General features: G+C 72.0%; 18 protein-coding genes and 1 pseudogene. 12 read left to right on the plus strand and 7 right to left on the minus strand.

Features of this window, described 5'->3' with window-relative positions; all coding sequences use genetic code 11:
* Positions 1-103 precede the first annotated feature (103 nt).
* Positions 104-2707 carry a bifunctional FO biosynthesis protein CofGH gene (locus QC283_RS33525; RefSeq protein WP_279565523.1) on the plus strand — a complete coding sequence of 868 codons (2604 nt, stop codon included), beginning with the start codon at positions 104-106 and terminating at the stop codon, positions 2705-2707.
* Positions 2708-2800: 93 nt separating this feature from the next.
* Positions 2801-3364, plus strand: a complete 564-nt coding sequence (locus QC283_RS33530; protein ID WP_279565524.1) for a hypothetical protein — start codon at positions 2801-2803, stop codon at positions 3362-3364.
* On the opposite strand, the gene QC283_RS33535 is transcribed toward QC283_RS33530, so the two are convergent.
* Positions 3348-3854: a DUF2165 domain-containing protein gene (locus tag QC283_RS33535; RefSeq protein WP_279565525.1), complete on the minus strand. Its 507-nt coding sequence runs from the start codon at positions 3852-3854 to the stop codon at positions 3348-3350. The two genes, QC283_RS33530 and QC283_RS33535, sit on opposite strands and share 17 nt — an antisense overlap.
* Before the next feature lie 52 nt (positions 3855-3906).
* Here QC283_RS33535 and QC283_RS33540 point away from each other — a divergent pair, with 52 nt between their 5' ends.
* Both QC283_RS33540 and QC283_RS33545 read left to right on the plus strand, forming a co-directional pair.
* Positions 3907-4260, plus strand: coding sequence for a hypothetical protein (locus tag QC283_RS33540; protein ID WP_279565526.1), 354 nt, complete (start codon positions 3907-3909; stop codon positions 4258-4260).
* A complete protein-coding gene (locus tag QC283_RS33545; RefSeq protein ID WP_279565527.1) occupies positions 4257-4400 on the plus strand; it encodes a hypothetical protein in 144 nt (47 codons plus the stop codon). Before QC283_RS33540 ends, QC283_RS33545 begins: the two co-directional genes overlap by 4 nt.
* A 271-nt stretch (positions 4401-4671) precedes the next feature.
* On the opposite strand, the gene QC283_RS33550 is transcribed toward QC283_RS33545, so the two are convergent.
* Positions 4672-5028: a DoxX family protein gene (locus QC283_RS33550; RefSeq protein ID WP_279565528.1), complete on the minus strand. Its 357-nt coding sequence runs from the start codon at positions 5026-5028 to the stop codon at positions 4672-4674.
* Positions 5029-5145: 117 nt separating this feature from the next.
* On the opposite strand from QC283_RS33550, the gene QC283_RS33555 reads away from it, so the two are divergent.
* The 5 genes and pseudogenes from QC283_RS33555 (at position 5146) to QC283_RS39690 (ending at position 11812) form a co-directional block, all read left to right on the plus strand.
* A complete protein-coding gene (locus QC283_RS33555; protein WP_279565529.1) occupies positions 5146-6042 on the plus strand; it encodes a LysR family transcriptional regulator in 897 nt (298 codons plus the stop codon).
* A gap of 104 nt (positions 6043-6146) precedes the next feature.
* Positions 6147-7262 (plus strand): ADP-ribosylglycohydrolase family protein, encoded by a 1116-nt coding sequence (locus tag QC283_RS33560; RefSeq protein WP_279565530.1) that lies wholly within the window; start codon positions 6147-6149, stop codon positions 7260-7262.
* 233 nt (positions 7263-7495) lie between these two features.
* Positions 7496-9931, plus strand: coding sequence for a protein kinase domain-containing protein (locus tag QC283_RS33565; protein WP_279565531.1), 2436 nt, complete (start codon positions 7496-7498; stop codon positions 9929-9931).
* A gap of 34 nt (positions 9932-9965) precedes the next feature.
* Positions 9966-10757, plus strand: a pseudogene (locus tag QC283_RS39685) (serine/threonine-protein kinase); the annotation flags it as partial.
* Between the two features lie 74 nt (positions 10758-10831).
* Positions 10832-11812 (plus strand): pentapeptide repeat-containing protein, encoded by a 981-nt coding sequence (locus QC283_RS39690; protein ID WP_443032727.1) that lies wholly within the window; start codon positions 10832-10834, stop codon positions 11810-11812.
* A 689-nt stretch (positions 11813-12501) separates the two neighbouring features.
* Here QC283_RS39690 and QC283_RS33575 read toward each other — a convergent pair.
* The 3 genes from QC283_RS33575 to QC283_RS33585 form a co-directional block, all read right to left on the minus strand.
* Positions 12502-14085: a sodium:solute symporter family protein gene (locus tag QC283_RS33575; protein WP_279565533.1), complete on the minus strand. Its 1584-nt coding sequence runs from the start codon at positions 14083-14085 to the stop codon at positions 12502-12504.
* 258 nt (positions 14086-14343) lie between these two features.
* Positions 14344-16296 (minus strand): MFS transporter, encoded by a 1953-nt coding sequence (locus tag QC283_RS33580; RefSeq protein WP_279565534.1) that lies wholly within the window; start codon positions 16294-16296, stop codon positions 14344-14346.
* A gap of 211 nt (positions 16297-16507) precedes the next feature.
* Positions 16508-18982 carry a D-alanyl-D-alanine carboxypeptidase gene (locus QC283_RS33585; protein WP_443032726.1) on the minus strand — a complete coding sequence of 825 codons (2475 nt, stop codon included), beginning with the start codon at positions 18980-18982 and terminating at the stop codon, positions 16508-16510.
* A 179-nt stretch (positions 18983-19161) separates the two neighbouring features.
* Between QC283_RS33585 and QC283_RS33590 the strand changes: the two genes are divergently transcribed.
* From QC283_RS33590 to QC283_RS33600, 3 genes are all read left to right on the plus strand, one after another.
* A complete protein-coding gene (locus tag QC283_RS33590) occupies positions 19162-19920 on the plus strand; it encodes a GOLPH3/VPS74 family protein (RefSeq protein ID WP_279565536.1) in 759 nt (252 codons plus the stop codon).
* Between the two features lie 357 nt (positions 19921-20277).
* Positions 20278-21135 (plus strand): helix-turn-helix domain-containing protein, encoded by an 858-nt coding sequence (locus QC283_RS33595; protein WP_279565537.1) that lies wholly within the window; start codon positions 20278-20280, stop codon positions 21133-21135.
* Between the two features lie 209 nt (positions 21136-21344).
* Entirely contained in the window at positions 21345-21536 is a 192-nt protein-coding gene (locus QC283_RS33600; protein ID WP_279565538.1) for a DUF397 domain-containing protein, read from the plus strand.
* Positions 21537-21640: 104 nt separating this feature from the next.
* Here QC283_RS33600 and QC283_RS33605 read toward each other — a convergent pair whose 3' ends face one another.
* Both QC283_RS33605 and QC283_RS33610 read right to left on the minus strand, forming a co-directional pair.
* The gene (locus tag QC283_RS33605; protein WP_279565539.1) at positions 21641-22501 is read right to left on the minus strand and encodes a MerR family transcriptional regulator; all 861 of its coding nucleotides are present in this window, start codon (positions 22499-22501) and stop codon (positions 21641-21643) included.
* 101 nt (positions 22502-22602) lie between these two features.
* Positions 22603-23124, minus strand: a complete 522-nt coding sequence (locus tag QC283_RS33610; RefSeq protein ID WP_279565540.1) for a glutathione peroxidase — start codon at positions 23122-23124, stop codon at positions 22603-22605.
* Positions 23125-23206 lie beyond the last annotated feature (82 nt).

The raw sequence follows: 23206 nt of genomic DNA on the forward strand, positions 1-23206 counted from the left end.
CCCGGTGGGGGAGTGGGGCGCCGGGCGGGAGGAAGCGCGACCGCCGGGGCGGGCCGGTGGGACGGGCCCCGCGTCCTGATCACGCCGCTCGTATGCTCGAAGGATGACGACTTCCGCGACCCCCGGAACCGGTCCCGCCGACCCCACGGGCCCCACCGAGAACTCCCTGCGCCGCGCCCTCAAACGCGCGCGGGACGGCGTCGCCCTCGACGTGTCCGAGGCCGCGGTGCTGCTCCAGGCACGCGGCGAGCACCTTGACGCCCTCACCGCGTCCGCCGCCCGGGTCCGGGACGCGGGCCTGGAGGCCGCCGGGCGCCCCGGCGTCATCACCTACTCGAAGAGCGTCTTCATCCCGCTGACCCGGCTGTGCCGGGACAAGTGCCACTACTGCACCTTCGTCACCGTCCCCGGCAAGCTGCGCCGCGAGGGACACGGGATGTTCATGTCCCCCGACGAGGTCCTCGACATCGCCCGGCGCGGTGCCGCCCTCGGCTGCAAGGAAGCGCTGATCACCCTCGGCGACAAGCCCGAGGACCGCTGGCCGGAGGCGCGCGAGTGGCTCGACGCGCACGGCTACGACGACACGATCGCCTATGTCCGCGCCATCTCGATCCGCGTCCTGGAGGAGACGGGCCTCCTCCCGCACCTCAACCCCGGCGTCATGACCTGGACGGACTTCCAGCGCCTCAAGCCGGTCGCCCCCTCCATGGGCATGATGCTGGAGACCACCGCGACCCGCCTGTGGTCCGAGCCCGGCGGCCCCCACCACGGCTCCCCGGACAAGGAACCGGCCGTACGCCTGCGCGTCCTGGAGGACGCCGGACGCTCCTCGGTCCCCTTCACCTCCGGGATCCTCATCGGTATCGGCGAGACCTACGAGGAGCGCGCCGAGTCGCTGTTCGCCCTCCGCAAGGTCTCCCGCGCCTACCACGGCATCCAGGAACTGATCATCCAGAACTTCCGCGCCAAGCCGGACACGGCGATGCGCGGCATGCCCGACGCGGAACTGGACGAACTGGTCGCCACGGTGGCCGTCGCCCGCCACATCATGGGCCCGTCCGCCTGCCTCCAGGCCCCGCCCAACCTGGTGGACTCGGAGTACGAGCGCCTGATCGGCGCCGGTATCGACGACTGGGGCGGGGTCTCCCCGCTCACCATCGACCACGTCAACCCCGAGCGCCCCTGGCCGCAGATCGACGAACTCGCCGACAAGTCCCGCACGGCCGGCTTCGAGCTCCGCGAACGCCTCTGCGTGTACCCGGAGTTCGTCCAGCGCGGCGAACCCTGGCTGGACCCGCGCCTGCGCCCGCACGTGGCGGCCCTCGCCGACCCGGCCACCGGCCTGGCCCGAGCGGACGCGACGGTCGAGGGCCACCCGTGGCAGGAGCCGGACGAGGCGTTCACCGCGACCGGCCGCACCGACCTGCACACGACCATCGACACCGAAGGCCGTACGTCGGACCGCCGCGACGACTTCGACGAGGTGTACGGCGACTGGGGCGCCCTGCGCGAGGCCGCCGCCCCCGGCATGGCACCGGAGCGCATCGACACCGACGTACGCCAGGCCCTGGCGACGGCGGCCGACGACCCGACGAGGCTCACGGACGACGAGGCCCTCGCCCTGCTGCACGCCGACGGCCCGGCGCTGGACGCGCTGTGCGAGGTGGCCGACGACGTGCGGAAGTCCGTCTCGGGCGACGACGTCACGTACATCGTCACCCGGAACATCAACTTCACCAACGTCTGCTACACCGGCTGCCGCTTCTGCGCCTTCGCCCAGCGCCGCACGGACGCCGACGCGTACACGCTCTCCCTGGAGCAGGTCGCCGACCGCGCGCAGCAGGCCTGGGAGGTGGGCGCGGTCGAGGTCTGCATGCAGGGCGGCATCCACCCGGACCTGCCCGGCACGGCCTACTTCGACATCGCGAAGGCCGTCAAGGAGCGCGTCCCCGGCATGCACGTGCACGCCTTCTCCCCGATGGAGGTCGTCAACGGCGCGACCCGCACCGGCATGTCCATCCGCGAGTGGCTGAGCGCGGCGAGGGAAGCGGGCCTGGACTCGATCCCGGGCACGGCGGCGGAGATCCTCGACGACGAGGTCCGCTGGATCCTGACCAAGGGCAAGCTGCCCGCGGCGACATGGATCGAGGTCGTCGAGACCGCCCACGAACTCGGCATCCGGTCCTCGTCCACGATGATGTACGGCCACGTCGACCAGCCCCGCCACTGGCTGGGCCACCTGCGCACCCTCGCCGGCATCCAGCAGCGCACGGGCGGCTTCACGGAGTTCGTGACGCTCCCCTTCATCCACACCAACGCGCCGGTGTACCTGGCCGGCATCGCGAGGCCGGGTCCCTCCATGCGCGACAACCGCGCGGTCACGGCGATGGCCCGCCTCCTCCTGCACCCGCACATCCCCAACATCCAGACAAGCTGGGTGAAACTGGGCACCGAGGGTGCGGCGGAGATGCTCCGCTCCGGCGCGAACGACCTGGGCGGCACCTTGATGGAGGAGACGATCTCCCGCATGGCCGGCTCGTCGTACGGCTCGTACAAGTCGGTCAAGGACCTGATCGCGGTCGCCGACGCGGCCGGCCGCCCGGCGAAGCCCCGGACGACGCTGTACGGCCCGGTGACCGAGGAGCGGCAGCGGGCGGCGACGGCGTCGGACGGTCACCTGCCGGAGCTGCTGCCGGTACTGGACTGACTCCCGGGGAGGCGTAGGGGCACGGGCCGCCCGCAGTACGATGATCGGGCCCCCGGTGTGTCGGGGTTCTCGTAGCTGAGGAGATGCGTGCCCGTGCCAGCCCGACTTCCCTCATGGGCCTGGGTCTCCGGTCTGACCGTGGGGGCGATCGCGGCGGTGACCGTCCTGGCCGCACAGGCGGACCAGGGCCCCCACCCCACCGCCACGGTCGCCAAGCCGAGCCCTTCGGTGTCGGCGGACGCGCAGCCGACCCCGAAGGAGACCGCGCCGGCCCCGGTACCGGACGGCTCCGGCACCGGGCGGCGCATCGTCTACTCGCTCGACCAGAAGCGTGTCTGGCTGGTCGACGCGAGCGACGCCGCCCGGCGGACGTTCACGGTGTGGCCGGGCACGGTCAGCCCCGACCCGGGCACCTACACGGTCGGCACCCGCGCCGAGGGGGCCACGACCGGATCCGACGGCGTGCGGATCGAGCAGATCGTCTACTTCGCCCAGGAGGACGGCGTCTCGGTCGCCTTCTCCAACGCCGTCGACGGCTCCTCGCCCCCTCCGCCCGCCTCCGGTGCGAAGACGGGCGGCATACGGCTGCACAAGGCCGACGGCACGGCGGTCTGGGCGTTCGCGACGAGTGGCACGAAGGTCACGGTCGTCGGCTAGCGTCCACCTCTCCGGACGGCAGGTGCGCGACGATCAGCACGACGCCACTCAGCAGGAACACCCGCGTCGCCGCTTCCAGGCCGTTCCAGTCCGCCGACTGCCACATCGCGAACCACTCCCCGCCGATCCCGATGAACCCGGCCCCGAAGAGCAGCATCAGCATGAGCGTGCCGTACGTGGTCATGCGCCGTGCGGGGGCGTGGTCACGGCGTATCCACAGCCAGGTCGCGTAGATCAGCACCAGCGCGGCCGCCGTCTCCCACACGATGATCGCGACGTAGGCGGCGTCCTGGAGGCCCTTGCTGGTGATCGCCCGCCACATCAGGTCGTCGTCCTTGAACGTCGTGTCCATCGCGAGGACATGACGTACGAAGTCCTGATTGGTGCCGAAGTCGGTGATGTTCCCGAAGGCGACCAGGGCGATGTAGAGGGCGAGGATCGCGGTCAGGACGGTGGCCGCGAGAGAGAGCGCGCGAGGGGATGTGGTCATGGCAGCACTATCCCGAAGCCCGGAACATTCTGAGTAGGTAGGGTCCGGGAACGTGATCTCTTTGAGGCGTTCCGTCGACGATCTGCCGGGCGATCCACGCCGGTTGAACCTGGAGTACCGCTCCTGGCACTTCGTCGGCTCGGAGCGGGACGAGAACGGCTTCGACGAGTGGGACGTGTCCATCCGGGCGAACCGTTTTCTGGACCGGGCGACGTGGTCGGCGGCGAAGACCGCGCAGGACGAAATCGGTTCGATGAGGCTCTTCCGCATGCGGATGGACGACAGGTTCAGCCCCTTCCCGTTCTCCGACGCGCAGAGCTACGACATGGGCCTCTCCAACCTGGTCCTCGGCGTCTACGACCTGGGCGGGGGGGCGGCTACCGTCAGGAGTTCCGGGACGCCATGACGTCCTCCGACGGCGACCTGCTCATCCTCTTCGACATACGGCTGGGCAAGGCCTGGAGGGGCTTCGGCCTGGGGCCGGTCCTCGCATCCGAGGCCATCTGGGCCCTGGCCGACGCCTGGCGTGAGTCCCTTCGTCGCTGAACGGCTACGCCGGCCTGCCGGTGAACGCCACGGACTCCGCCCACGAGTCGGCTTCTCACTCAACGGGATGTTCGCCGCCTCGTGGCCGGCTCACTGCCGATCTTCCTCCGGCCCTGCCGTGACCGCCGCGAGGCCGGGTGGTGGAGAGGGCAGATGCGGGGGACGACCACCCTTCTCGTTTGCGTGAACTCCCAGCGCGAAACGTCCTTCAGCCGCTCAAATGAGCGGCCTGTGGGCGATGGGATCAAATCGTTCACGCTTTTCTGGCACCTCACACTGCCCCCGCGGTGGCCAGGAAGAGCGCGGCCGCGTTCAGGGCCAGGTAGCCGACGGGGAACGCGATGTTGTGGAGGACCCGCGCGCGGACGTGCGCGGCGACGGCGCCGACGTAGAAGAGGACGAGACCGACCGTGGCGGCGATGCCGAGTGGCCGGACGCCCAGGAGGCCGATGAGGAGCCCGGCGGCTCCGGTGGCCTTGAGCGCGGCGAGCCGGGGGAGCCACGACACGGGGACTCCCACTTCGGCCGAGTTGGCGAGGACGAACCGAGCTCGCATCAGGTCCGCGACAGCGATCCCGGCGTTCGCCACGATCGCGGCGACGGTGACGATCACATAGGCCGTGAACACGCGCCTCTCCTTCCGGTCGGTTCCCTCGCGAGCCCGGTCGTCGCGGCCCGCTTCCCTCCACCAACCCTCGCCGTGGCGCGCCGTCGCGTCCAATACCTGTGTCTATAACCTGACGGCATGGATGTCGACACGCGGTTGCTGCGGTACTTCGCCGCTGTGGCGGAGGAGGGAAGCCTGACCCGGGCCGCCGAGCGGCTGTTCGTCTCCCAGCCGGCGCTGACCAAGCAGATCCGGCAGTTGGAGGCCGCCCTCGGAGTGGAGCTGTTCACACGGTCGAGGACCGGCATGGCCCTCACCGAACCGGGGCGGGTGCTGGCGGAACGGGTCCCCGCCCTGCTGGCCGGGTGGGAGGCGGCGCGACGGGAGACGAGATCCACGGCGAGCCGGGCGGCCCGCGTCCTGCGGGTCGGGTTCATCGCCAGTGCCGCCAACGAGGCGACACAGCCGATCGTCGCGGAGTTCGCCCGGCGCCGTCCGGGCTGGAGGGCCGAGATGCGGCAGGCCGCCTGGTCGGACCCCTCCGCCGGACTCGTGGAGTCGGACGTCGATGTCGCCCTGGTACGGCTGCCGTTCCCCGGCCAGGACGCGCTGCGGGTGACGGTCCTGTTCACCGAACCCCGCTGGGTCGCGCTGCCCGCCGCGCATGCCATGGCCGCTCGCGAGGTGATCCCCTTCCGAGAGCTGTGGGACGAGCCCTTCGTCGCCGCCCCGGCCGAAACGGGCCCATGGCGGGAGTACTGGCTGGCCACCGACGAGCGCGACGACCGCCCGGTACGCGTCGGCGCCGTCACCGAGCAGCCGGACGACTGGCTCAGCGCGATCGCCAACGGATACGGCATCGCCCTCGCCCCCGCGTCAGCGGCCCGCTTCTACACCCGCCCCGGCGTCGTCTACCGCCCCGTCACCGGGGTGAGCCCCAGCAGGGTCGCGGTCGCCTGGGCACCCGCCGACGACACCAACCCCGTCGTCCAGGACTTCGTCCGCTGCTGCCGCGAGACACACATCGCCACGTGAACGTATCCACACCGTTCCGGCCCGTTCCAGCCCTGAACCGGCCACCCCCGTTCGATTACAGTGCTGGGCGTCGTACGTACGCGCGGTGCCGAGGGGAGGTCCAGGTGGGCGCGACAGCCGGTGCCGTCTGGGGGCGTGCCGAGCAGCAGGACTTCCGCAGCCGGGTACGCGGGACGCTGCTCGGGGTGGCCGTCGGGGACGCCCTCGGCACGCCCGTCGAAGGGCTGGACGCCGACGGCGTCCGCGAGGCGCACGGCGCGGAAGGGCTCACCGACCTGGCCCCCGCCTACGGCCGGCGCGGTGCCGTCACCCACCTCACACAGCTCACCCTGTTCTCCGTGGACGGACTGATCCGCGCGCAGGTACGGCGGGACACCGGCGCCTGGCACCCGCCGACCGACCTGCACCGGGCGTACCGGCGCTGGGCCGCCACCCAGCGCGACTGGGGGCCCGACCTGCGGCGCAAGGACGACGGCTGGCTGGCCCGGGAAGAGTGGCTGTACGCCCGCCGGGACGCCACGCGCGCGCTGCTGCTCGGGCTGGGTGACGCGACGATGGGCACGCCGGAGGCGCCGAAGAATCCCGGTGAGCGCGGGCCCGAGGCCGCCGCCCGGTCGGCGCCGTTCGGGCTCCTGGTCGGCTGGGAGCCGCAACTGGTCGCCCAGCTCGCCGTGGAGTGCGCGGCGCAGACCCACGGCCACCCCACCGGCTACCTGTCGGCGGGCGCGTACGCCGTGATCGTGCACGGGCTGGCGCGGGGAGAGAGCCTGGACGGTGCCGTGCAGCACGCACTCGCCCTGCTCGCCGCCCGGCCAGGGCACGAGCCTGTGGCGGACGCCCTGCAGCACGCGCTGGGCGCGGTACGGCAGGGGCTGCCGGGCCCGGCACGGGTGACCGAGCTGATCGGCGCCGGAGCGGCGGACGGACTCGTCGCCGCCGCCGTGTACTGCGCCCTCGTCGCCGAGGACGTACGGCACGGGCTGCGGCTCGCCGTCAACCACGGCGGTCCCTCCGCCGCGACCGGGGCGCTGACCGGCGGCCTGCTCGGCGCCCTGCACGGCGAGACCGCCCTCCCCCCGGCCTGGCTGGCCGAGCTGGAGGGCCGCCCGACGCTCCTGGAACTGGCCGACGACTTCGCCATGGAGATGACCCAGGGCCCCGCACTGCACGGCCCGGCGGGATCGTCCCCGGGGTGGCTGGCGCGATACCCGCGGGGTTAGCCGGCCGGGTCGGTCTCGCTGAGGTGACCCGGACACCGGCACCCCGCGAGCGCACGTCACACGGCCGTCGTGAGGCCGTCCCGATTGTGTGGGGGACTGTGGACGGGCCGTACGCGCGGATGTAAAGGTGAGGCGCCGGACCAAGGTCAACACGAGGACTGCAGGGGGCCGTTCGCCCTGGACGCACGCTGCGGCGCCGTGCGTTCCGCAGGACGAGAGGGGGCGCGACCGCCATGCTGGGTGGACTGGGCGAGGGAGACCCGAGACAGGTGGGGCCGTACCGGATCCTCGCCCGGCTCGGTGCCGGCGGCATGGGCGAGGTGTACCTGGGGGCGGACGTACGGCCCGGCCCGGCCGGTGCCCGGCCCGAGCTCGCGGCCGTCAAGACCATCCGCGCCGACCTGAGCGGCGATCCGGCCTTCCGCGACCGCTTCCGCCAGGAGATCGCGACGGCACAGACGGTCCAGGGGCGCTTCACCGCCCGGTTGCTGTCCGGTGACGCGGAGGCGGCCGGACCCTGGATGGCCACCGAGTACGTGGCGGGCCCGACCCTGGACCGTGCGGTGCGGGAGACCGGCCCGCTTCCCGCAGAGACGGTGCTCCACCTGGGCCTGGGCCTGGCACGTGCGCTGCGCGGCATCCACCACGCCCGCGTCCGGCACCGCGACCTGAAGCCGGCGAACGTGCTGCTCGGCGCGGACGGACCCCGGGTCATCGACTTCGGCATCGCCCGTGACTTCGGCGCGAGCACGATGACCGCCACGGGCGCGATGGTCGGCTCGCCCGGCTACATGTCGCCCGAGCACGTACTGGGCGGTCGCCACATCGTGGCCGCCTCGGACGTCTTCTGCCTCGCCGCCGTGCTGTGTTACGCGGCGACGGGTGCGACGCCCTTCGGGGACGGCCCGGTGGCCGCCGTGCTCTACCGGATCTCGCAGGCCGACGCGGACCTCGGCGCGGTGCCGGAGCCGGTGCGCGAGCTGATCGCGGACTGCCTGAGCCTCGACCCGGCCGCGCGGCCCGACGCCGTCGAGCTGGAGAGACGTTTCAAGGCGGCGGCGGGGGCTTCGGGGGCGGCGGAGAACGGCGCGACCGCCTGGCCCGCCGCGGTGCGGGTCCTGGTGGACCGGTACGAGGACGAGCTCGCACGCGTCGTGGCACAGGCCGAACCGGTGCCCGGTCGGGCCCCCACGATGCCGGGCGCCTCACCCGTCCACAGCGCGGAGACCGTCACCGGCCCACCCCCGGCTCCGGGGTCCGCTCCACCGCCGTCGCGCCCGACGGGCCCGTCCCGCCGCAGGATCGTGGCGGTGATCGCCGCGGCCGCGGCGGTGGGGGTGCTCGGGGCGTTCGGGCTGCGCGCGATGCAGGACTCCGGGAAGCCGGGCGGGGCGGAGGCCGGGGGCGGCAGCGCCTCGCCCACCGCCTCGGCGACGGCCGAAGCGGTGGCGGACAAGCCGTCCGGCCTCTACGAGGACGGAGTCGACGGCACCCGGCACTTCCCGGCCGACCCGTCCGCCCGCCCCGACGGGTGGCAGCCGTGGACCACGCAGCTGCCCGGCCGTCCCAGACACTGTGCGCTGAACCCCGAGATCCTGGTCTGCCGCACGGTGGACGGCGGCATGGTCGCGGTGGGCGCGGCCGACGGCAGGCAGCGCTGGGCGGTGCCGTCCACCGCCCCGGGGCAGAAGGCGGCCGAGACCCCGATGAACGGCACCTGGCTCCCCGGCGGCGCCAAGCCGCCACTGATCCACGGTGACCTGGTGATCTCCTACGCGAGCGGCAAGGTGCGCGGGAGGTCCGTCTCCGACGGCGAGGTGCGGTGGGAGCGGGGCCTGCCGGTGGGTGAACTCGCCAACAAGGCACCCCTGCTGACGGGCGGGGGCGCCGTGTTCCTCACCGCGCACGACAAGGACGGGGTCGTCGTGCACGCCCTCGACGCCGAGACCGGTGAACCGCTGTGGCACAAGACCCTGTCCACTCGCACGGGGACCGGATCGGCCGGCTCCCCCTACATGGCACTCGACTTCGCGCAAGGAAGGGTCCTCGCCACCACCGACAGCGGACTGACGGGCTTCGACGCCCGGACCGGCGCGGCCACCCACGCCGCTGTCGAAGAAGGCGGTGAGTGCGAGAACATCCGGGTGGTCGCGGACCAGGTGCTCTGCGGTTCTGGCCCCAGGACCGTGGTGCTGGACACGGAGAACTACGCACCCGTGGGCGACCCCACCCCCGCCCCCTTCGGCGACTGGCCGGGCGCCGAGTACAGCGGCGCCTCCTCCCTGGCCTTCCTGGACGGCACCGCCTACCGGCTCGAACCGGCCGACGACCCGAACCGCGTCGTCCTCCAGAAGGAGGGAGAGGCCCTCGTCCGCACGGTGGGCGGCGCACCCCAGCCGGCCGAAGCGCTCACCTCGTCCTCCGTGATCGTCGGCAGGACGGCGGTGGTCGCGGACAACGAGTACCTCTACACCCTGCCGGTGGACGGCGGCGACGGCGAGGACGGCGGGCGGTACTGGGTCGAGGACTCCCCCGGAAACGACGCCCGGTTCCAGGACTCGGAAATCGGCATGGAAGCGTGGGGGCCGCGCCTGATCTCACTCGGCGGGGTGCTGTACCTCGCCTACCACGACGGCACCGTACGCTCCCTCGCGCTTCCGCCGGCCTGACCCACCGCATCCGCCCGAACTGGAGTGCCCCGACGTGCTGCGCCCGCTCGACGCCCACGCCCCGTACGGCATCGGTTCCTACCGTCTGCTCGGCACGCTGGGCTCCGGCGGGATGGGCACGGTCCACCTCGCGCTCCCGCCGGACGGCGGCCCCGACGACCTCGTCGCCCTGAAGACGGTCCGCCGGGACCTGGAGCTCCAGCCCGACTTCAGGCTGCGGTTCCGCCGGGAGGCGCAGGCCGCGGGGGCCGTACGCAGCCCGTACGTCTCCGCCCTCGTCGCCGCCGACCCGGACGCCGAACGGCCGTGGCTCGCCACCGAGTACGTCGTCGGACCCCCGCTCGACGAGGCGGTGTCCCACGCGGGCGCCCTGCCCGTGCCCGTGGTCCGGGAACTGGGCGCCGACCTGGCCCGCGGACTGGCCGCCGTGCACGGTGCGCGGCTCGTCCATCGCGACCTGAAACCGGCGAACGTCGTCCTGGGCGCCGGCGGGCCCCGGCTCATCGACTTCGGCATCGCGCAGGCCTACGACGCGACGGCGCTCACCGCGACGGGCATCATGGTCGGCTCTCCCGGCTTCATGTCGCCCGAACACGTCGCGGGCGACCGGTCGGTCACCGCCGCGTCGGACGTGTTCTGCCTCGGCGCGGTCCTGTGCTTCGCCGCGACCGGCCAGGGCCCCTTCCACGACGACGAACTGGCCGCGATCGTCCACCGCATCGCGCAGGGCCGCCCCGACCTGTCGCGGGTACCCGGTGAACTGCGCGAGCTGATCACCGCGTGCCTCGACCCGGACCCGGCCCAGCGGCCGACGACCACCCGACTCGTCCGCGACCTGGACCCGGCCGCCGCGAACGCCCGGCCGGGCGTCGCCCCCGAACCACGGACCGGCGCCTTCCCGTGGCCGGCCGGGATCGCCCGGGTGATCGGCGAGTACGAGACCACGGTGGGCAGGGCTCTGCTGGCGCCACCCGCGCCCCGGCACGCGCCCGGCCCGGCCGCTGCCCCGCAGCCCCACCCGCCCGCCTCCGCTCCGCCCGCCTCCGCTCCGCCCGCCTCCGCTCCGCCCGCCTCCGCTCCGCCTGCCTCCGCTCCGCCTGCCTCCGCTCCGCCTGCCTCCGCTCCGCCTGCCTCCGCTCCGCCTGCCTCCGCTCCGCCCGCCTCCGCTCCGCCTGCCTCCGCTCCGCCTGCCTCCGCTCCGCCCGCCTCTGCCGTCTCTTCGCCGCCCGCGCCGGTGCGGAACACCCCCTCCGCCGCGCCGTCCCGCTCGCGCCGCGGCACCCGTCTGCGCTGGGCGGCGGGGGTCACCTCGGGCATCGCGGTCGGCGTGGTCACGGCCGTTCTGACGGCCACGCTCGGCGACAACGACACAGGCTCCGGCGACGGTGGCGAAGCGGCGGGGCCGGGCACCGCGTCCACCGCGCCGCCGTCGGTCTTCGTCAGCAGCGACATGAGCGACTTCGGGCCCGACGCGATGGACCGGAGCAGGCTGCCGGCCGACTGGTCCCCCTGGAGCACCTCGTTCGAGGGCGAGGGCGAGCCGCGCGGCTGTGTGCTCGGCGGCACCACCCTGGTGTGCAGGCTGCACCAGGACTCGGGCCGGATCTCGCTGGAGGCGCGGAACGCGCGCGACGGCGGCCTGCTGTGGCGCTACCCGTCCGGGGACGACCGGGCGACGGCCGGTACGGGCACGGCCGGTACAGGCATGGGCGAACCCGGCCTGGACGGTACGTCCGCCTACGTGCCGTCGGCGGACGACGACGGCATCACCGTACTGCGCCTGCGGGACGGCGAGCCCGTGGCCACCGTGGGCGCCAAGAAGGGGTACGCGCCCGTCAAGGCCCGCGCCCATGGGGGCCGGCTGTTCGTCGCCTACCGTGAGGGCGGTGGCAAGGGCGGCGCGCTGGTCCGGGCCTTCTCGGCCACGGGGGAGGGGAAGCAACAGTGGGAGCGGAGGCTCGACTCGGCCGAACCCGGCTCCCTGGAGGTCATGGGCGACTCCCTTCACCTGCACGGCCGCGCCGAAACCCTCGCTCTCGACAGCGAGGGAGGCAGGACGCTCGCCGAAGCGGCCGAGCGCTGCGAGCCGGTGGCGCGCGGCGCCGCCCACCTGTCCTGCCCGTCCGGAGTCCGCGACGGCACAACGCTGGAGAAGGCGGAGGGCGACTACCGGGGCGAGCGGCTCCTGGCGTTGAGCCGCACCGGCGTACTCCTGTCCAGCAGGGAGGGCGCCTCGGACGCCGAGCAGGCGGAACTCGTCGCCCGCGACGTCACCACGGGCCGGGTGCGGTGGACGGAGCCCTGGTCGGGGAGGGGAACCCTGCGGATCGCCGGGGACCGGCTGGTCGTGGCCGACCAAGAGGGCGTCGGCACGTCGGTCCTCGCCGACGGGCAGGGCGTCGGCACGTACCGCCACACCTTCGGTGGCTGGTCCTCGGCCGGTGAGGGTCCGACCAGCACGCTGATCCACGGCGGTGCCGTCTTCGTCACCTTCGAGGACGGCACCGTACTCTCCGCGTTCGCCCCCTAGGGCACCGGGGGAGCGGGGCAGCGTGCTGGTCGTGGGTGGTTCAGTCCTTCGTCCGCGCCGTTCCCAGCGCGCCCTCCACACCGCCCGCCGGGGCCGGGACCGCGGCCGCCGCGCCGGAGGCGTCGTCGTCATCGTCGGTGTTGAGCCGCTCGATGATCGCGAGCCGTTCCGGGGTGTCCTCCGGCTTCAGGAAGCCGATCACGACGTACAGGACCAGCGACACGGCCAGCGGGATCGACACCTGGTACTCCAGCGGCACCCCGCCCTCCACGCTCCAGTTGATCGGGTAGTTGACCAGCCAGAAGGCGAGCAGGCCCAGCGCCCAGCTGGTGAGCGCCGCCGTCGGGCCCGAGCGGCGGAAGGGCCGGAGCAGACCGAGCATCATCGGGATCGCGATCGGACCCATCAGGCCGGCGACCCACTTGATGACGACGGTGATGATGTCCTTGAACGTCGGCGAGTCGACCTGCGTCGCCACCGCCATCGACAGGGCGAGGAAGATCACCGTCGTCAGTCGCGCCGCCAGCAGCCCGGACCGCCGGCCCCAGGAGCGTGCCCGCACCGAGAGCACCGGCGCCACGTCACGGGTGAACACGGCCGCGATCGCGTTGGCGTCCGAGGAGCACATGGCCATGGTGTGCGAGAAGAAACCGACGATGACGAGACCCAGCAGGCCGTGCGGCAGCAGCTGCTCGGTCATCAGGGCGTAGGAGTCGGAACCGTCCGGCTTTTGCGACTCGACCAGCAGCGGCGACATCCACATCGGGAAGAACAGCACCAGCGGCCAGACCAGCCACAGCACCGCCGACAGCCGCGCCGAGCGTTCGGCCTCGCGGGCGTTGGGCGTGGCCATGTAGCGCTGGGCCTGGTTGAGCATGCCGCCGTTGTACTCGAAGAGCTTGATGAAGAGGTAGGCGAGCAGGAACACCGTGCCGTACGGGCCGACCAGGGGATCGCCGTGGCCCTGCAGCTCGGGCTCGTCCCAGACGCCGAAGAACCCGCCGTGGTCGCCGAGCTTGACGACCACGGCGACGAACATGGCGATACCGGCCAGCAGCTGGATGATGAACTGCCCCAGCTCGGTCAGCGCGTCCGCCCACAGGCCGCCGATCGTGCAGTAGATGCCCGTGACGACGCCGGTGATCAGGATGCCCTCGTTGATCGAGATGCCGGTGAAGACCGACAGGAGCGTGGCGATGGCCGCCCACTTCGCGGCCACGTCCACGATCTTCAGCAGCATGCCGGACCAGGCCAGGGCCTGCTGCGTGGGCAGGTTGTACCGGTTCTTCAGGTACTCCAGCGGCGAGGCCACGTGCAGCCGTGAGCGCAGCCGGTTGATACGCGGCGCGAACAGCTTGGAGCCGATGCCGATGCCGAGCGCGATGGGGAACGACCAGGTCACGAAGGACGTGACGCCGTAGGTGTAGGCGATGCCCGCGTACCCGGTGAACATCACCGCGCTGTAGCCCGACATGTGGTGCGAGATGCCGGACAGCCACCAGGGCATCTTGCCGCCGGCCGTGAAGAAGTCGCTGACGTCGTCGATGCGTTTGTGCGACCAGACACCGATCGCCACCATGACGGCGAAGTAGCCGATGAGCACGGACCAGTCGAGACCGTTCATGTGCCCCCTTCCGGGGTCCGCCTTGTGAACTCCGCTCAGCTGGTTGGCACTTCGCACGAGCGGGGTCGGGGCGAGGCAGGCCGCGAAGTGCCCGCTCATCGTGGTTGCGCCGACGCGGGCACGACAAGGAAGAGGAAGGTAAAGGGCCAGTAAAATTGTTCGACTAACTGACCTCGGTTCACCTACATGAACGCTCACAAGGTGTTTCGAGTCGGGTCCGGACCTGAACCCGGACCCGGACCCGGACGGACCCGGGGTCTACTTCAGCTCGTCCGGGCACTGCGTGCCCCGCGGCAGCCCGTACGGCGACGCCAGCCGGTACGTGCCCGCCTCGGGCGCGATCAGCACCGTCCACTTGTCGCCCTCGGCGGTCTCCTCCGTCTCCATCAGGCAGCCGTTGACGTTGTCGTACGTCTTCGGCGTGTCCTCCGGACCGTTCTTGGAGGCCTCGGTCTCCTGGGGAGCCTGGAGCTTGTTGCCCTCGGCGTCGACGATGCTCAGCCACGGCGAGTACGGCATCCGTACCAGGACGCGGCCGGGGCGCTGGACGTCGATGATCCACTCACCCTGATCGGCCCGCTGGACGACCGCGTCGGGCTCCGCCAGCGGCGTCGGGTTGGTCACCTCGAACAGCTGCCAGTTGGCGTCCCCCCAGACCTGCTTCAGATACGGAAGACCCCGCTGCACCAGTTCCCGCTCGCGTTTGCCGCCGTCACCGTCCGGCTCGCCCTTGGGCAGCACCACGTAGTGCACGGCCCAGCGCTTCAGCCACTCGTGGTAGTTCGCCGAGTTGAGCGTGTCGTCGTAGAAGAGCGGGTTGCGCTCCATGTCGGCCTGGCGGAGCCAGCCCCGGGCCAGGTTCACGTACGGCGCGAGCGCCGAGGCCTCCCGGTGTGAACGGGCGGGCACGACCTCCACCCGGCCCTTCTCCGCGTCGACCTCCTGCAACTCGTTGAGGAGCGGTGCCAGCTCGCGCGTCCATGAGGCGGTCGGCTGGGTGTGGATGACGTCGTCGGCCGACTTGAAGCCGATCCAGCCGACGAAGCCGACGATCGAGAAGACGAGCGCGTACCACTTGCGCGTCCGCTCCACCGTGAACGGCAGCGCGGCCACCAGGGCGACCCCGGCGAAGAGCATCGCGAGGCGGGTGATGTTGGAGCCGATCTGCGAGCTGATCAGCCAGACCAGCAGCACGGACAGGCCGTAGACCGCCGACGTGATCCGTACGGTCGTCCAGGTACGCGGCACGAAGTAGTACACCAGGCCCGCGTACAGCATCGGCAGGACCGCCGAGCCGAAGGCCATCGGCTGGGTGCCGGAGAAGGGGAACAGCCAGGTCGACAACGCGACGACGGCGCTCGGGGCCAGGCCCAGCGACCAGGCGCCCGGGCGGCGTTTCTGCAGGAACAGGGCCGCCGCCACCAGGCCCACGAACAGGCCCGCGACCGGCGAGGACATGGTGGCCAGCGCGGCCAGCGGCGCCGCGCACAGCCCCTTGGCCCAGCGTTCGTAGCGCCAGCGGTACGGCCAGCAGAACACCGCGGCGACCGCGCCCAGACCGAACATCATGCCCAGCCCGAACGTCACCCGTCCCGACGCCGCGTTGGCCAGCAGCCCGAACAGGCCCGCCAGCGACGCCCACAGCGGGTTGCGGACCACCCGGCTGCGGATCAGGATCATCGTCAGCAGCCCGGCCGACAGCGTCCCCGCGATCATCATCGTCGTGCGCACGCCGAGCACCGACATCAGATACGGCGAGACCACGCTGTACGACACCGGGTGCGTGCCGCCGTACCAGGCGAGGTTGTACGCCGAGTCAGGGTGCCGGCCGACGAACTCCGCCCACGCGTCCTGCGCCGCGAGGTCGCCGCCACTGTTCGCGAACGTGAAGAACCAGACGATGTGGAGGACCCCGGCCAGAGCGGTCACGGACAGCACGGGGTGGCGCAGCATGCGCTCGCGCAGGGCCAGGAAGGCGGCCTTCATCGCGGACGGCGCTTCTGGCTCGGCGGGTGCGGTGCGGCCGGGTGCGGTGCGGTCGGGCTCACGGTCGTCGTCCGCCGGGCCATGACCGGGCCTGCCGCTCTCGCCGGTCTCGCCGTTCTTCCCGCTTGCCCCGCCGTCCTTGCGGGGCGCGGGTACGTGTGGTCGCGGGCCGGCTCCCCGGCCCGGATCGGCGTCGTCGGCGCGTGTCGGCTCCGCAGTGGCCACCTGAAGGCACTCCCCGTGTCCCGTCTTCTGCTTACGACCGTGTCCCGTTCCCGCGACCGGCGACCTGCCCCGTTTCGTGACGCTAGCACGCACCCCCGCACCGTGGCTTCCTCCCCTCCGGGCCCCGCACGGCCCTTCAGGGCCTTCCACGGCCTTTCGGGACGCGAACGCCCCCGCGACCGGACGGCCGCGGGGGCGTTCGCACCGGATGTCAGCCCAGGCGGGTCAGCTTGTCCGTGAAGGCGGGCTCCACGAGCTCCTCCTGGAGGGCGACCGGCACCTGCACCGCGCCGGCGGCACCGCCGTCGCCCACCGTGAGCGTGCCGACCTTCGTACCGGCCGCGGCCGTGTGCGGCACCTCGTCCGCCTTGAACGTCAGCTTCACGGTCAGGCCGGGCCAGCCGACGGCCTTGACGTCCTGCGTGGCGACGACCGGAGTCCGGCCGCCGAGGCCGTCGTCGACGTACCCGACGACGCTCCCCTTCTTCAGGATCGTCCGCGACTCCAGCGTGTCCTGCGCGGCCCGGATCAGCTTGTCGCCGGAGGTCAGCGCGGCGCTGAGGATGGTGTTGTCCTTGCCGCCCGCCGGCTGGCGCACCACGGCGCCGACGATGGTCCGGGTCTCGCCGCCGATCTCCTTCTTCGCCGCGAAGACGAGATTGCCGAGTGCGGAGGTGGTGGTGCCGGTCTTGATACCGACGACGTTGTTGGAGCCCACCAGCTGGTTCCAGTTGGGGTGATTGACGCCCTTGTAGTCGTCGTACGACATCTTCGCGGCGACCTCGCGGAACGCGGGCGACTTCATCGCCTCCTTGGCCAGCTTCACCTGGTCCACGGCCGTGCTCACCGTCGTGTCGTCCAGGCCCGACGGGTCGGTGTACGTCGTGTTCGTCATGCCGAGGTCCTTCGCGGCGTCGTTCATCTTCTCCACGAACGCCTTCTCCGACCCCGCGTCCCAGCGGGCGAGCAGCCGCGCCACGTTGTTCGCGGACGCGATCAGGACGGCCTCCAAGGCCTCGCGCTGGGAGATCGAGTCACCCGCGTAGACGTGCGCGGTCGACTCCTGGCCCGCCTCCGACTGGTCCTCGGCGGCCTGGTCGATCGGGATCTTCGGCCCCTCGGCGCCGCTCTCGAGCGGGTGGTCGCGCAGGACGACGTACGCCGTCATGACCTTGGCGACACTCGCGATCGGCACGGGCTTCTGGTCGCCGGACGAGCCGAACGTGCCGATGCCCTGCACGTCGAGCGCGGCCTGCCCGCTGGACGGCCACGGGATCTCGGGCTTGCCGCCCTCGAAGGCGAAGCTGTCCTGCGCCGTGAGGTCGAGGGTCGGTGTCGGCAGCGAGCGCATGGACTGCACGACACCGAAGGCGATCACCAGCAGGATGACCAGCGGGGTCCAGATCTTGACCCGGCGCACCGTCGTCCGTAGCGGGGTCTCCGGGGGCGGAGGGGTGTTCGTCAGTTCCGCCAGCAGGTCCAGCGGCGGCTTCGGCGGCAGCGGCTGCTGCCGGGTCCGCTCGGGCCCGACCTGCGGTACGGCGGCGGTGGCCCCGGTCGGGAGTGCCTGCGGCGCCCCGGAGGCCTTGGACGGGGGCTGTGAGGACTGCGGGGGCTTGCGCGTCGCCGGGTCGTCCGGTTGCCGGAGCGCGACGAACTTGCTGGTCCGCTCGGCATCGGTCTCGGAGCCCTCGCCGGCCTTCTTGGAGGCGTTCGCGGCGTCGCCCAGCTTCAGCATGGTCGTCGGCTGGTCGACGCCGGGCGCGGAGAGCCGCGGGGCCTTGAAGACGGCGGTGGGCTGATCGACGGGACGTTCTCCGGCGTCGGCGTCGGCGTCGGTGGCGGTGGCGGTGCCGTCCGTGTCGGCGCCTGAGTCCGTGTCCGTGTCCACGTCGGGGTCGGGGTCGGAGTCGCCGTTGGCATCACCGTCGGCAGCCACGGCGACGCGGTCGTCCTCGCGCTTCTCGGCGTCCTCGGGCGCGTCGGAGCGGCCGGTGGACTCGTCGTCCACCGGCTCGGCGGCCTCCGCGGCCGGTGTGTCCTCGGCGCTCTCCTCCGCGTCTCCCGAATCTTCCGCGTCCTCGAGCCGCGAGTTCGCGGCGGCCCGCTCGTCCGCGGTCGCCACCCAGGCCGCGACGGCGTTCCGCAGCCGGCCGTCGCTCGGGGCGTCGGCCTCTGCGCGATCGTCGTCGGAGGCGTCGGAGGCGTCGGAGGCGTCGGAGGCGTCGGACGAACCGGGCCCCTCGGCCGTGTCGGACGAACCGGATTCCCCGGCCGCGTCGGACGAACCGGACTCCTCTGCCATGTCCGACGCACCGGAGGCCTCGGGCTCCTCGGCCGGGTCGTCCTCGGCGGAGTTCTCCGGACCGGTGTCCTCGGACGCGCCCTCGGCATCGCCTCCGGACGTGTCCTCGGCCTCCGTCCGGGGGACCGAGAGCACCCGGGTCGCCGTATCGACGCCCCCACGGGAACCGGCGGACGCCCCGGACGCCGCGGACTCCGAGGACCCGGCGGACGCCGCGGGCTTCGCGTCCTCCCGTGCCACCGCCAGCCGCGGATCAGGCGTCTCGCTCGCCTCGGTCCTGGCTTCGGGAACCGGACCCGCGCTCCCCGACGTCGGTTCTTCCGACGACTCGCGCTGCTTCGACCTGTCGGGGGACTCGCCCGCCACCGATGCCTCCTCCATGCGCCGCGCACGTCGTATGTGCGCTACCGAACCATGTACCAGTGTCCTGTGTACGGGTAGAACCCATGCGGTAGACGAGAACGACATACCTACTGGTTCCACTACGAACCGGTCACGCACCCTCGACAGACCAATGTGAGAGGGGTCACCCTGTCTGTCATCCACGCGGGGAGGCATGGATGGGCAGGAGCCGCAGAACACTTCCGGAGGAGCTTCTGCTGCTGGCGTTGGACCCGACCACGGGTACCACCGCACAGCCGCAGTCGCTCGACCTCGGTCTGGCCGGAGCACAGCTGGTGGAGCTGGCGCTGGCCGGACGGATAGCCCCAGACGGGGATCGTATCGCCGTGGTGGCACCACGGCCGACAGGAGATCCAACACTGGACTGCGCGTTGGAGTTGCTGCGAAGGCGTGGCGCTCCCGTACGGGCGGTCAACTGGATTGGCGGGCCCCGCCTGGGGCTGCGCCAGACCTACCTCTCGCATCTGGAGCGATGCGGCATGGTGCATGCCGTGGAGGGCCAGATGTGCGGGGTGCTGCCGACGACTCGCTATCAGGCGACGGACACGGCGATCAGCAGGGAGATCAAGGCCCGGCTGGACTCGGCGATCCGCACCGGCGTACCGCCGGACCCGCGGACCGCGGCGCTCGCCGCACTGGCCCACGCGGTCGGTCTCGGCAAGCACCTCTACCCGGGCAACGAAGGACGCTCGTCACGGTCCCGTCTGCGGGACCTCATCAGGCACGACCCCATGGGCGGACTGGTGGCGCACGCGGTGATGGACGTCCAGAACGGCGCGGCGGCCCAGCCACGCCGTGCCCCGGCCCCGGCCGGCCGCCAGGCCGCGGGACCGGGAGCCAGGCCCGCCCCGGAACCCGCCCGCGGTGTTCCGGCGCAACCGCGCCACGGATCCATGGCGCGTGCGGTGGCCCATTGAGCCGCATCCCACCGCAGTAGCGCACCGCGACACCGCACCGAATACCGCACCGAAGCATCGAAGCACCGCTCGGCAGTACCGCACCGCCGCACCGCCGCACCACCAGTCCCCGAGACCCGGTTACGGGAGCCGCGGGTTCGCGCGGGGCGGCGGGACCGCCCGTACGTCCGGCACGCCCGGACGACGGCACGGCCCGCCGCCCCGCGCGGCCATGTGTACGGGTGGCACTCCGAACTGGCGTGTACGCGGCGCATATAGACCGTTTCCCAGCGGTAGAAAGCACCTTGGTGGCAGTCTGCTCAGCAGCAGATACGCAAAGTGGCAAGCATGAGTCACGCAGCCGGAGGTGCACGTCCCGTGGCGTCCAATGTCAATCCCACCGTCAGGCGGCGCCGGCTGGGCCAGGAGCTGCGCCGGCTCCGTGAGCTCAAAGGCATGACGGCCGAGGAGGTGGCGGAGCGGCTGCTGGTCTCGCAGTCGAAGATCAGCCGCCTGGAGAACGGCCGGCGCAGTATCAGTCAGCGTGACGTCCGCGATCTGTGCGGGGTGTACGAGGTCGAGGACCAGCGGATCGTCGACTCCCTCATGCAGATGGCGAAGGACTCACGCCAGCAGGGCTGGTGGCACGCGTTCGGGGACATCCCGTACAGCGTCTACATCGGTCTGGAGACCGACGCGGAGTCGCTGCGGACGTACGAACCCCAGATCATCACCGGCCTGTTGCAGACCCGGCCGTACGCGGAGGCGCTCATCCAGGGCGCCCTGCCCGAGACGTCGGTCGCCGACATCGAGAAGCGGGTCCAGGTCCGCATACGCCGTCAGGAGCGCATCTCCGCCGACACCAACCCGCTGCGGCTGTGGGTGGTCCTCGACGAGGCCTGCCTGCGCCGGACGGTGGGCAACAAGCAGGTGATGCGCGAGCAGTTGGAGCACGTCGCCGGGATGTCGCAGCTGCCGCACATCACCGTGCAGGTGCTGCCGTTCGACGTCGGGGCGCACCCCGGCATCAACGGTCAGTACTCGATCCTGGAGTTCGCCGACGCGTCCGACTCCAGCGTCGTGTACATCGAGGGCGTGACCAGCGACCTGTACCTGGAGAAGGCGCAGGACGTGCAGAAGTACACGGTGATGTACGAGCACCTGCGGGCCCAGGCACTGAACGTGGAGCAGTCCCGGCAGCGCATCGAGGACGTCGCGAAGGAGTACGCGCGCTGACGGCGGCGGGATCTTACACTCCTGACGGGTGGACTGGAAGAGCCATCTGGAATATGCCACCTGGTCGGGTGAACGGCCGCTCCGATCGGTGAGGCCAGCGAGTAGCGTCGATCACGCCAACGATCACACGACATTGGCGTAAACCGTGCCGCGGCCCAGTGGGCCCGCGGCACGGCGTCAGTACTCAGCAACTCGCCATCGGAGCAGACATGGCAATTCTTCAGGGCGCCCAGGCATCGTGGACCAAGTCCTCCTACTCCGGAGGAAACGGTGCGTGCGTCGAGGTCAAGTCACCGGTCGTGGCGGCACTCGCCGTCCGCGACTCCAAGGTCACCGAGGGCCCGGTCCTGGCGTTCCCCGCCGACGCGTGGAACGCCTTCGTGACCTCGGTCAAGGAGTAACGGCTCCACGCGGCGTCGACCCGGCACCGCCGACGGAGCCCTCTCGACCAGCTCGCCGACCTTGCCGAGAGGGCTCTGTTCAGTTCCGGTTCCTCGTCCCCGTCTCAGCTCACGGGGAACGCGATGTCGCACACCGGGTCCTCGGGGCCCGACGCCTCCCAGTCGGCGAAGTACACCTCACGGCACGGCCCCGCCATCGTCAGACCCTGAGCGGCGACCCACTCCTCCACCGCCTCGAAGGCGGCCAGGATCTGCGGATGGGCCACCTGCGCCTTGGTGATCCGGGTACGGGCCAGCCGCCGGGCCGGCTCCACCCGCACCCGCGACTGCCAGGCCCGCCCCCGCTCCTCGCTCCACGCCCGGGCCGCCGCCTCGTCGGCGACCGGCACACACGACTCCGCCGGGCCGTCACTCTCCATCGACACCTCGGCGTGGTACACGACGAACGGCGCCGCCGTCACACCCCCGCACTCCCGGGCCGCCTCCTCCAACCGCCCCAGCGAGGCACCGATCCACGCCGGCAGCTCCCCCGCCAGCGTGTGCCGGGTCTCGCTGATCACCACCTGCGCGGGCACGTCCACCGTCCGGACCACGAACTTCCCGTTCACCTCGGAGCTCCTCCCCGAAAGACGTCCACGGAGGTAGTCGGCGAGCGTCCGCTGCCCGGCCACCCGGGCCTCCACTCCCGCCCAGTAGGCGTCGAGCAGACCGGCGGCCCCGGGCCCGTCCGCGTGGACGACCTCCGCGACCTTCGCGAGCGGCATGTCCAGCTGGCGCAGCAGGGCCACGAGCCGGGCGCGTTCAATCTGGCCGGTGCGGTAGTAGCGGTAGCCGGTGACCTCGTCCACATGGTCGGGCACCAGCAGGCCCATACGGTCGTACAGCCTGAGGGCCTTGGCCGACAGCCGGGCCCGCGCCGCGAACGCACCGATGGTCAGCAACTCGTCGTCGCGGGCATCGTCCACGTCGTCATCCTCCGTCACCGGGCGGCCTGTTCCGCCCGGCGACGACGACGCTCGGGCCTGCCCCAGGGGCAAGGTCAACCAAGCGGGCCGGAGCGGCGCGATCAACCCGCCAGGCGCTCCTCCACGGCCGCCACGACCTCGGCCGACTCCGGCTCGGTCTGCGGCGAGAACCGGGCGGCGACCTTGCCGTCCCGCCCGATCAGGAACTTCTCGAAGTTCCACCGGATGTCACCGCTGTGCCCCTCGGCGTCGGCGAAGCCGGTCAGCCGGTCGTACAGCGGATGCCGGCCCTCCCCGTTGACCTCCGCCTTCTCGGTCATCGGGAAGGTGACGCCGTACGTCGCCGAACAGAACTCGGCGATCTCGTCGGCGTTGCCCGGCTCCTGGCCCATGAACTGGTTGCAGGGCACGCCGAGCACGGTGAAGCCCTGCTCCGCGTACCGCTCGTGCAGCCGCTCCAGACCCGCGTACTGCGGGGTGAGCCCGCACTTGGAGGCCACGTTGACCACCAGTACGACCCGGCCCGCGTACTGGGCCAGGTCGGCGGTCCCGCCCTGGAGGGCGCCGATCTCGACGTCGAGGGGGAGGCTGTTGTCGCGCTGCGCGTTCTCTGAGGTCGTCATGCCCGGATGCTAGCCCCGCGCCCTGCCCCGCCCCCTTGTCCGACGTCGACCTCGGCACCGTCCTCTCCAAGACGGACGCCGA

This window comes from Streptomyces sp. DH41 (genome assembly GCF_029813785.1).
Lineage (GTDB): Bacteria > Actinomycetota > Actinomycetes > Streptomycetales > Streptomycetaceae > Streptomyces.

Bases quoted from the DNA above. Each gene is read 5' to 3' on its own strand.
- QC283_RS33555 (WP_279565529.1), top strand. From the start codon at position 5,146: ATGGATGTCGACACGCGGTTGCTGCGGTACTTCGCCGCTGTGGCGGAG.
- QC283_RS33545 (WP_279565527.1), top strand. From the start codon at position 4,257: ATGACGTCCTCCGACGGCGACCTGCTCATCCTCTTCGACATACGGCTG.
- QC283_RS33575 (WP_279565533.1), bottom strand. From the start codon at position 14,085: ATGAACGGTCTCGACTGGTCCGTGCTCATCGGCTACTTCGCCGTCATG.
- QC283_RS33590 (WP_279565536.1), top strand. From the start codon at position 19,162: ATGGGCAGGAGCCGCAGAACACTTCCGGAGGAGCTTCTGCTGCTGGCG.
- QC283_RS33610 (WP_279565540.1), bottom strand. From the start codon at position 23,124: ATGACGACCTCAGAGAACGCGCAGCGCGACAACAGCCTCCCCCTCGAC.
- QC283_RS33535 (WP_279565525.1), bottom strand. From the start codon at position 3,854: ATGACCACATCCCCTCGCGCGCTCTCTCTCGCGGCCACCGTCCTGACC.
- QC283_RS33525 (WP_279565523.1), top strand. From the start codon at position 104: ATGACGACTTCCGCGACCCCCGGAACCGGTCCCGCCGACCCCACGGGC.
- QC283_RS33565 (WP_279565531.1), top strand. From the start codon at position 7,496: ATGCTGGGTGGACTGGGCGAGGGAGACCCGAGACAGGTGGGGCCGTAC.
- QC283_RS33600 (WP_279565538.1), top strand. From the start codon at position 21,345: ATGGCAATTCTTCAGGGCGCCCAGGCATCGTGGACCAAGTCCTCCTAC.
- QC283_RS33585 (WP_443032726.1), bottom strand. From the start codon at position 18,982: ATGGAGGAGGCATCGGTGGCGGGCGAGTCCCCCGACAGGTCGAAGCAG.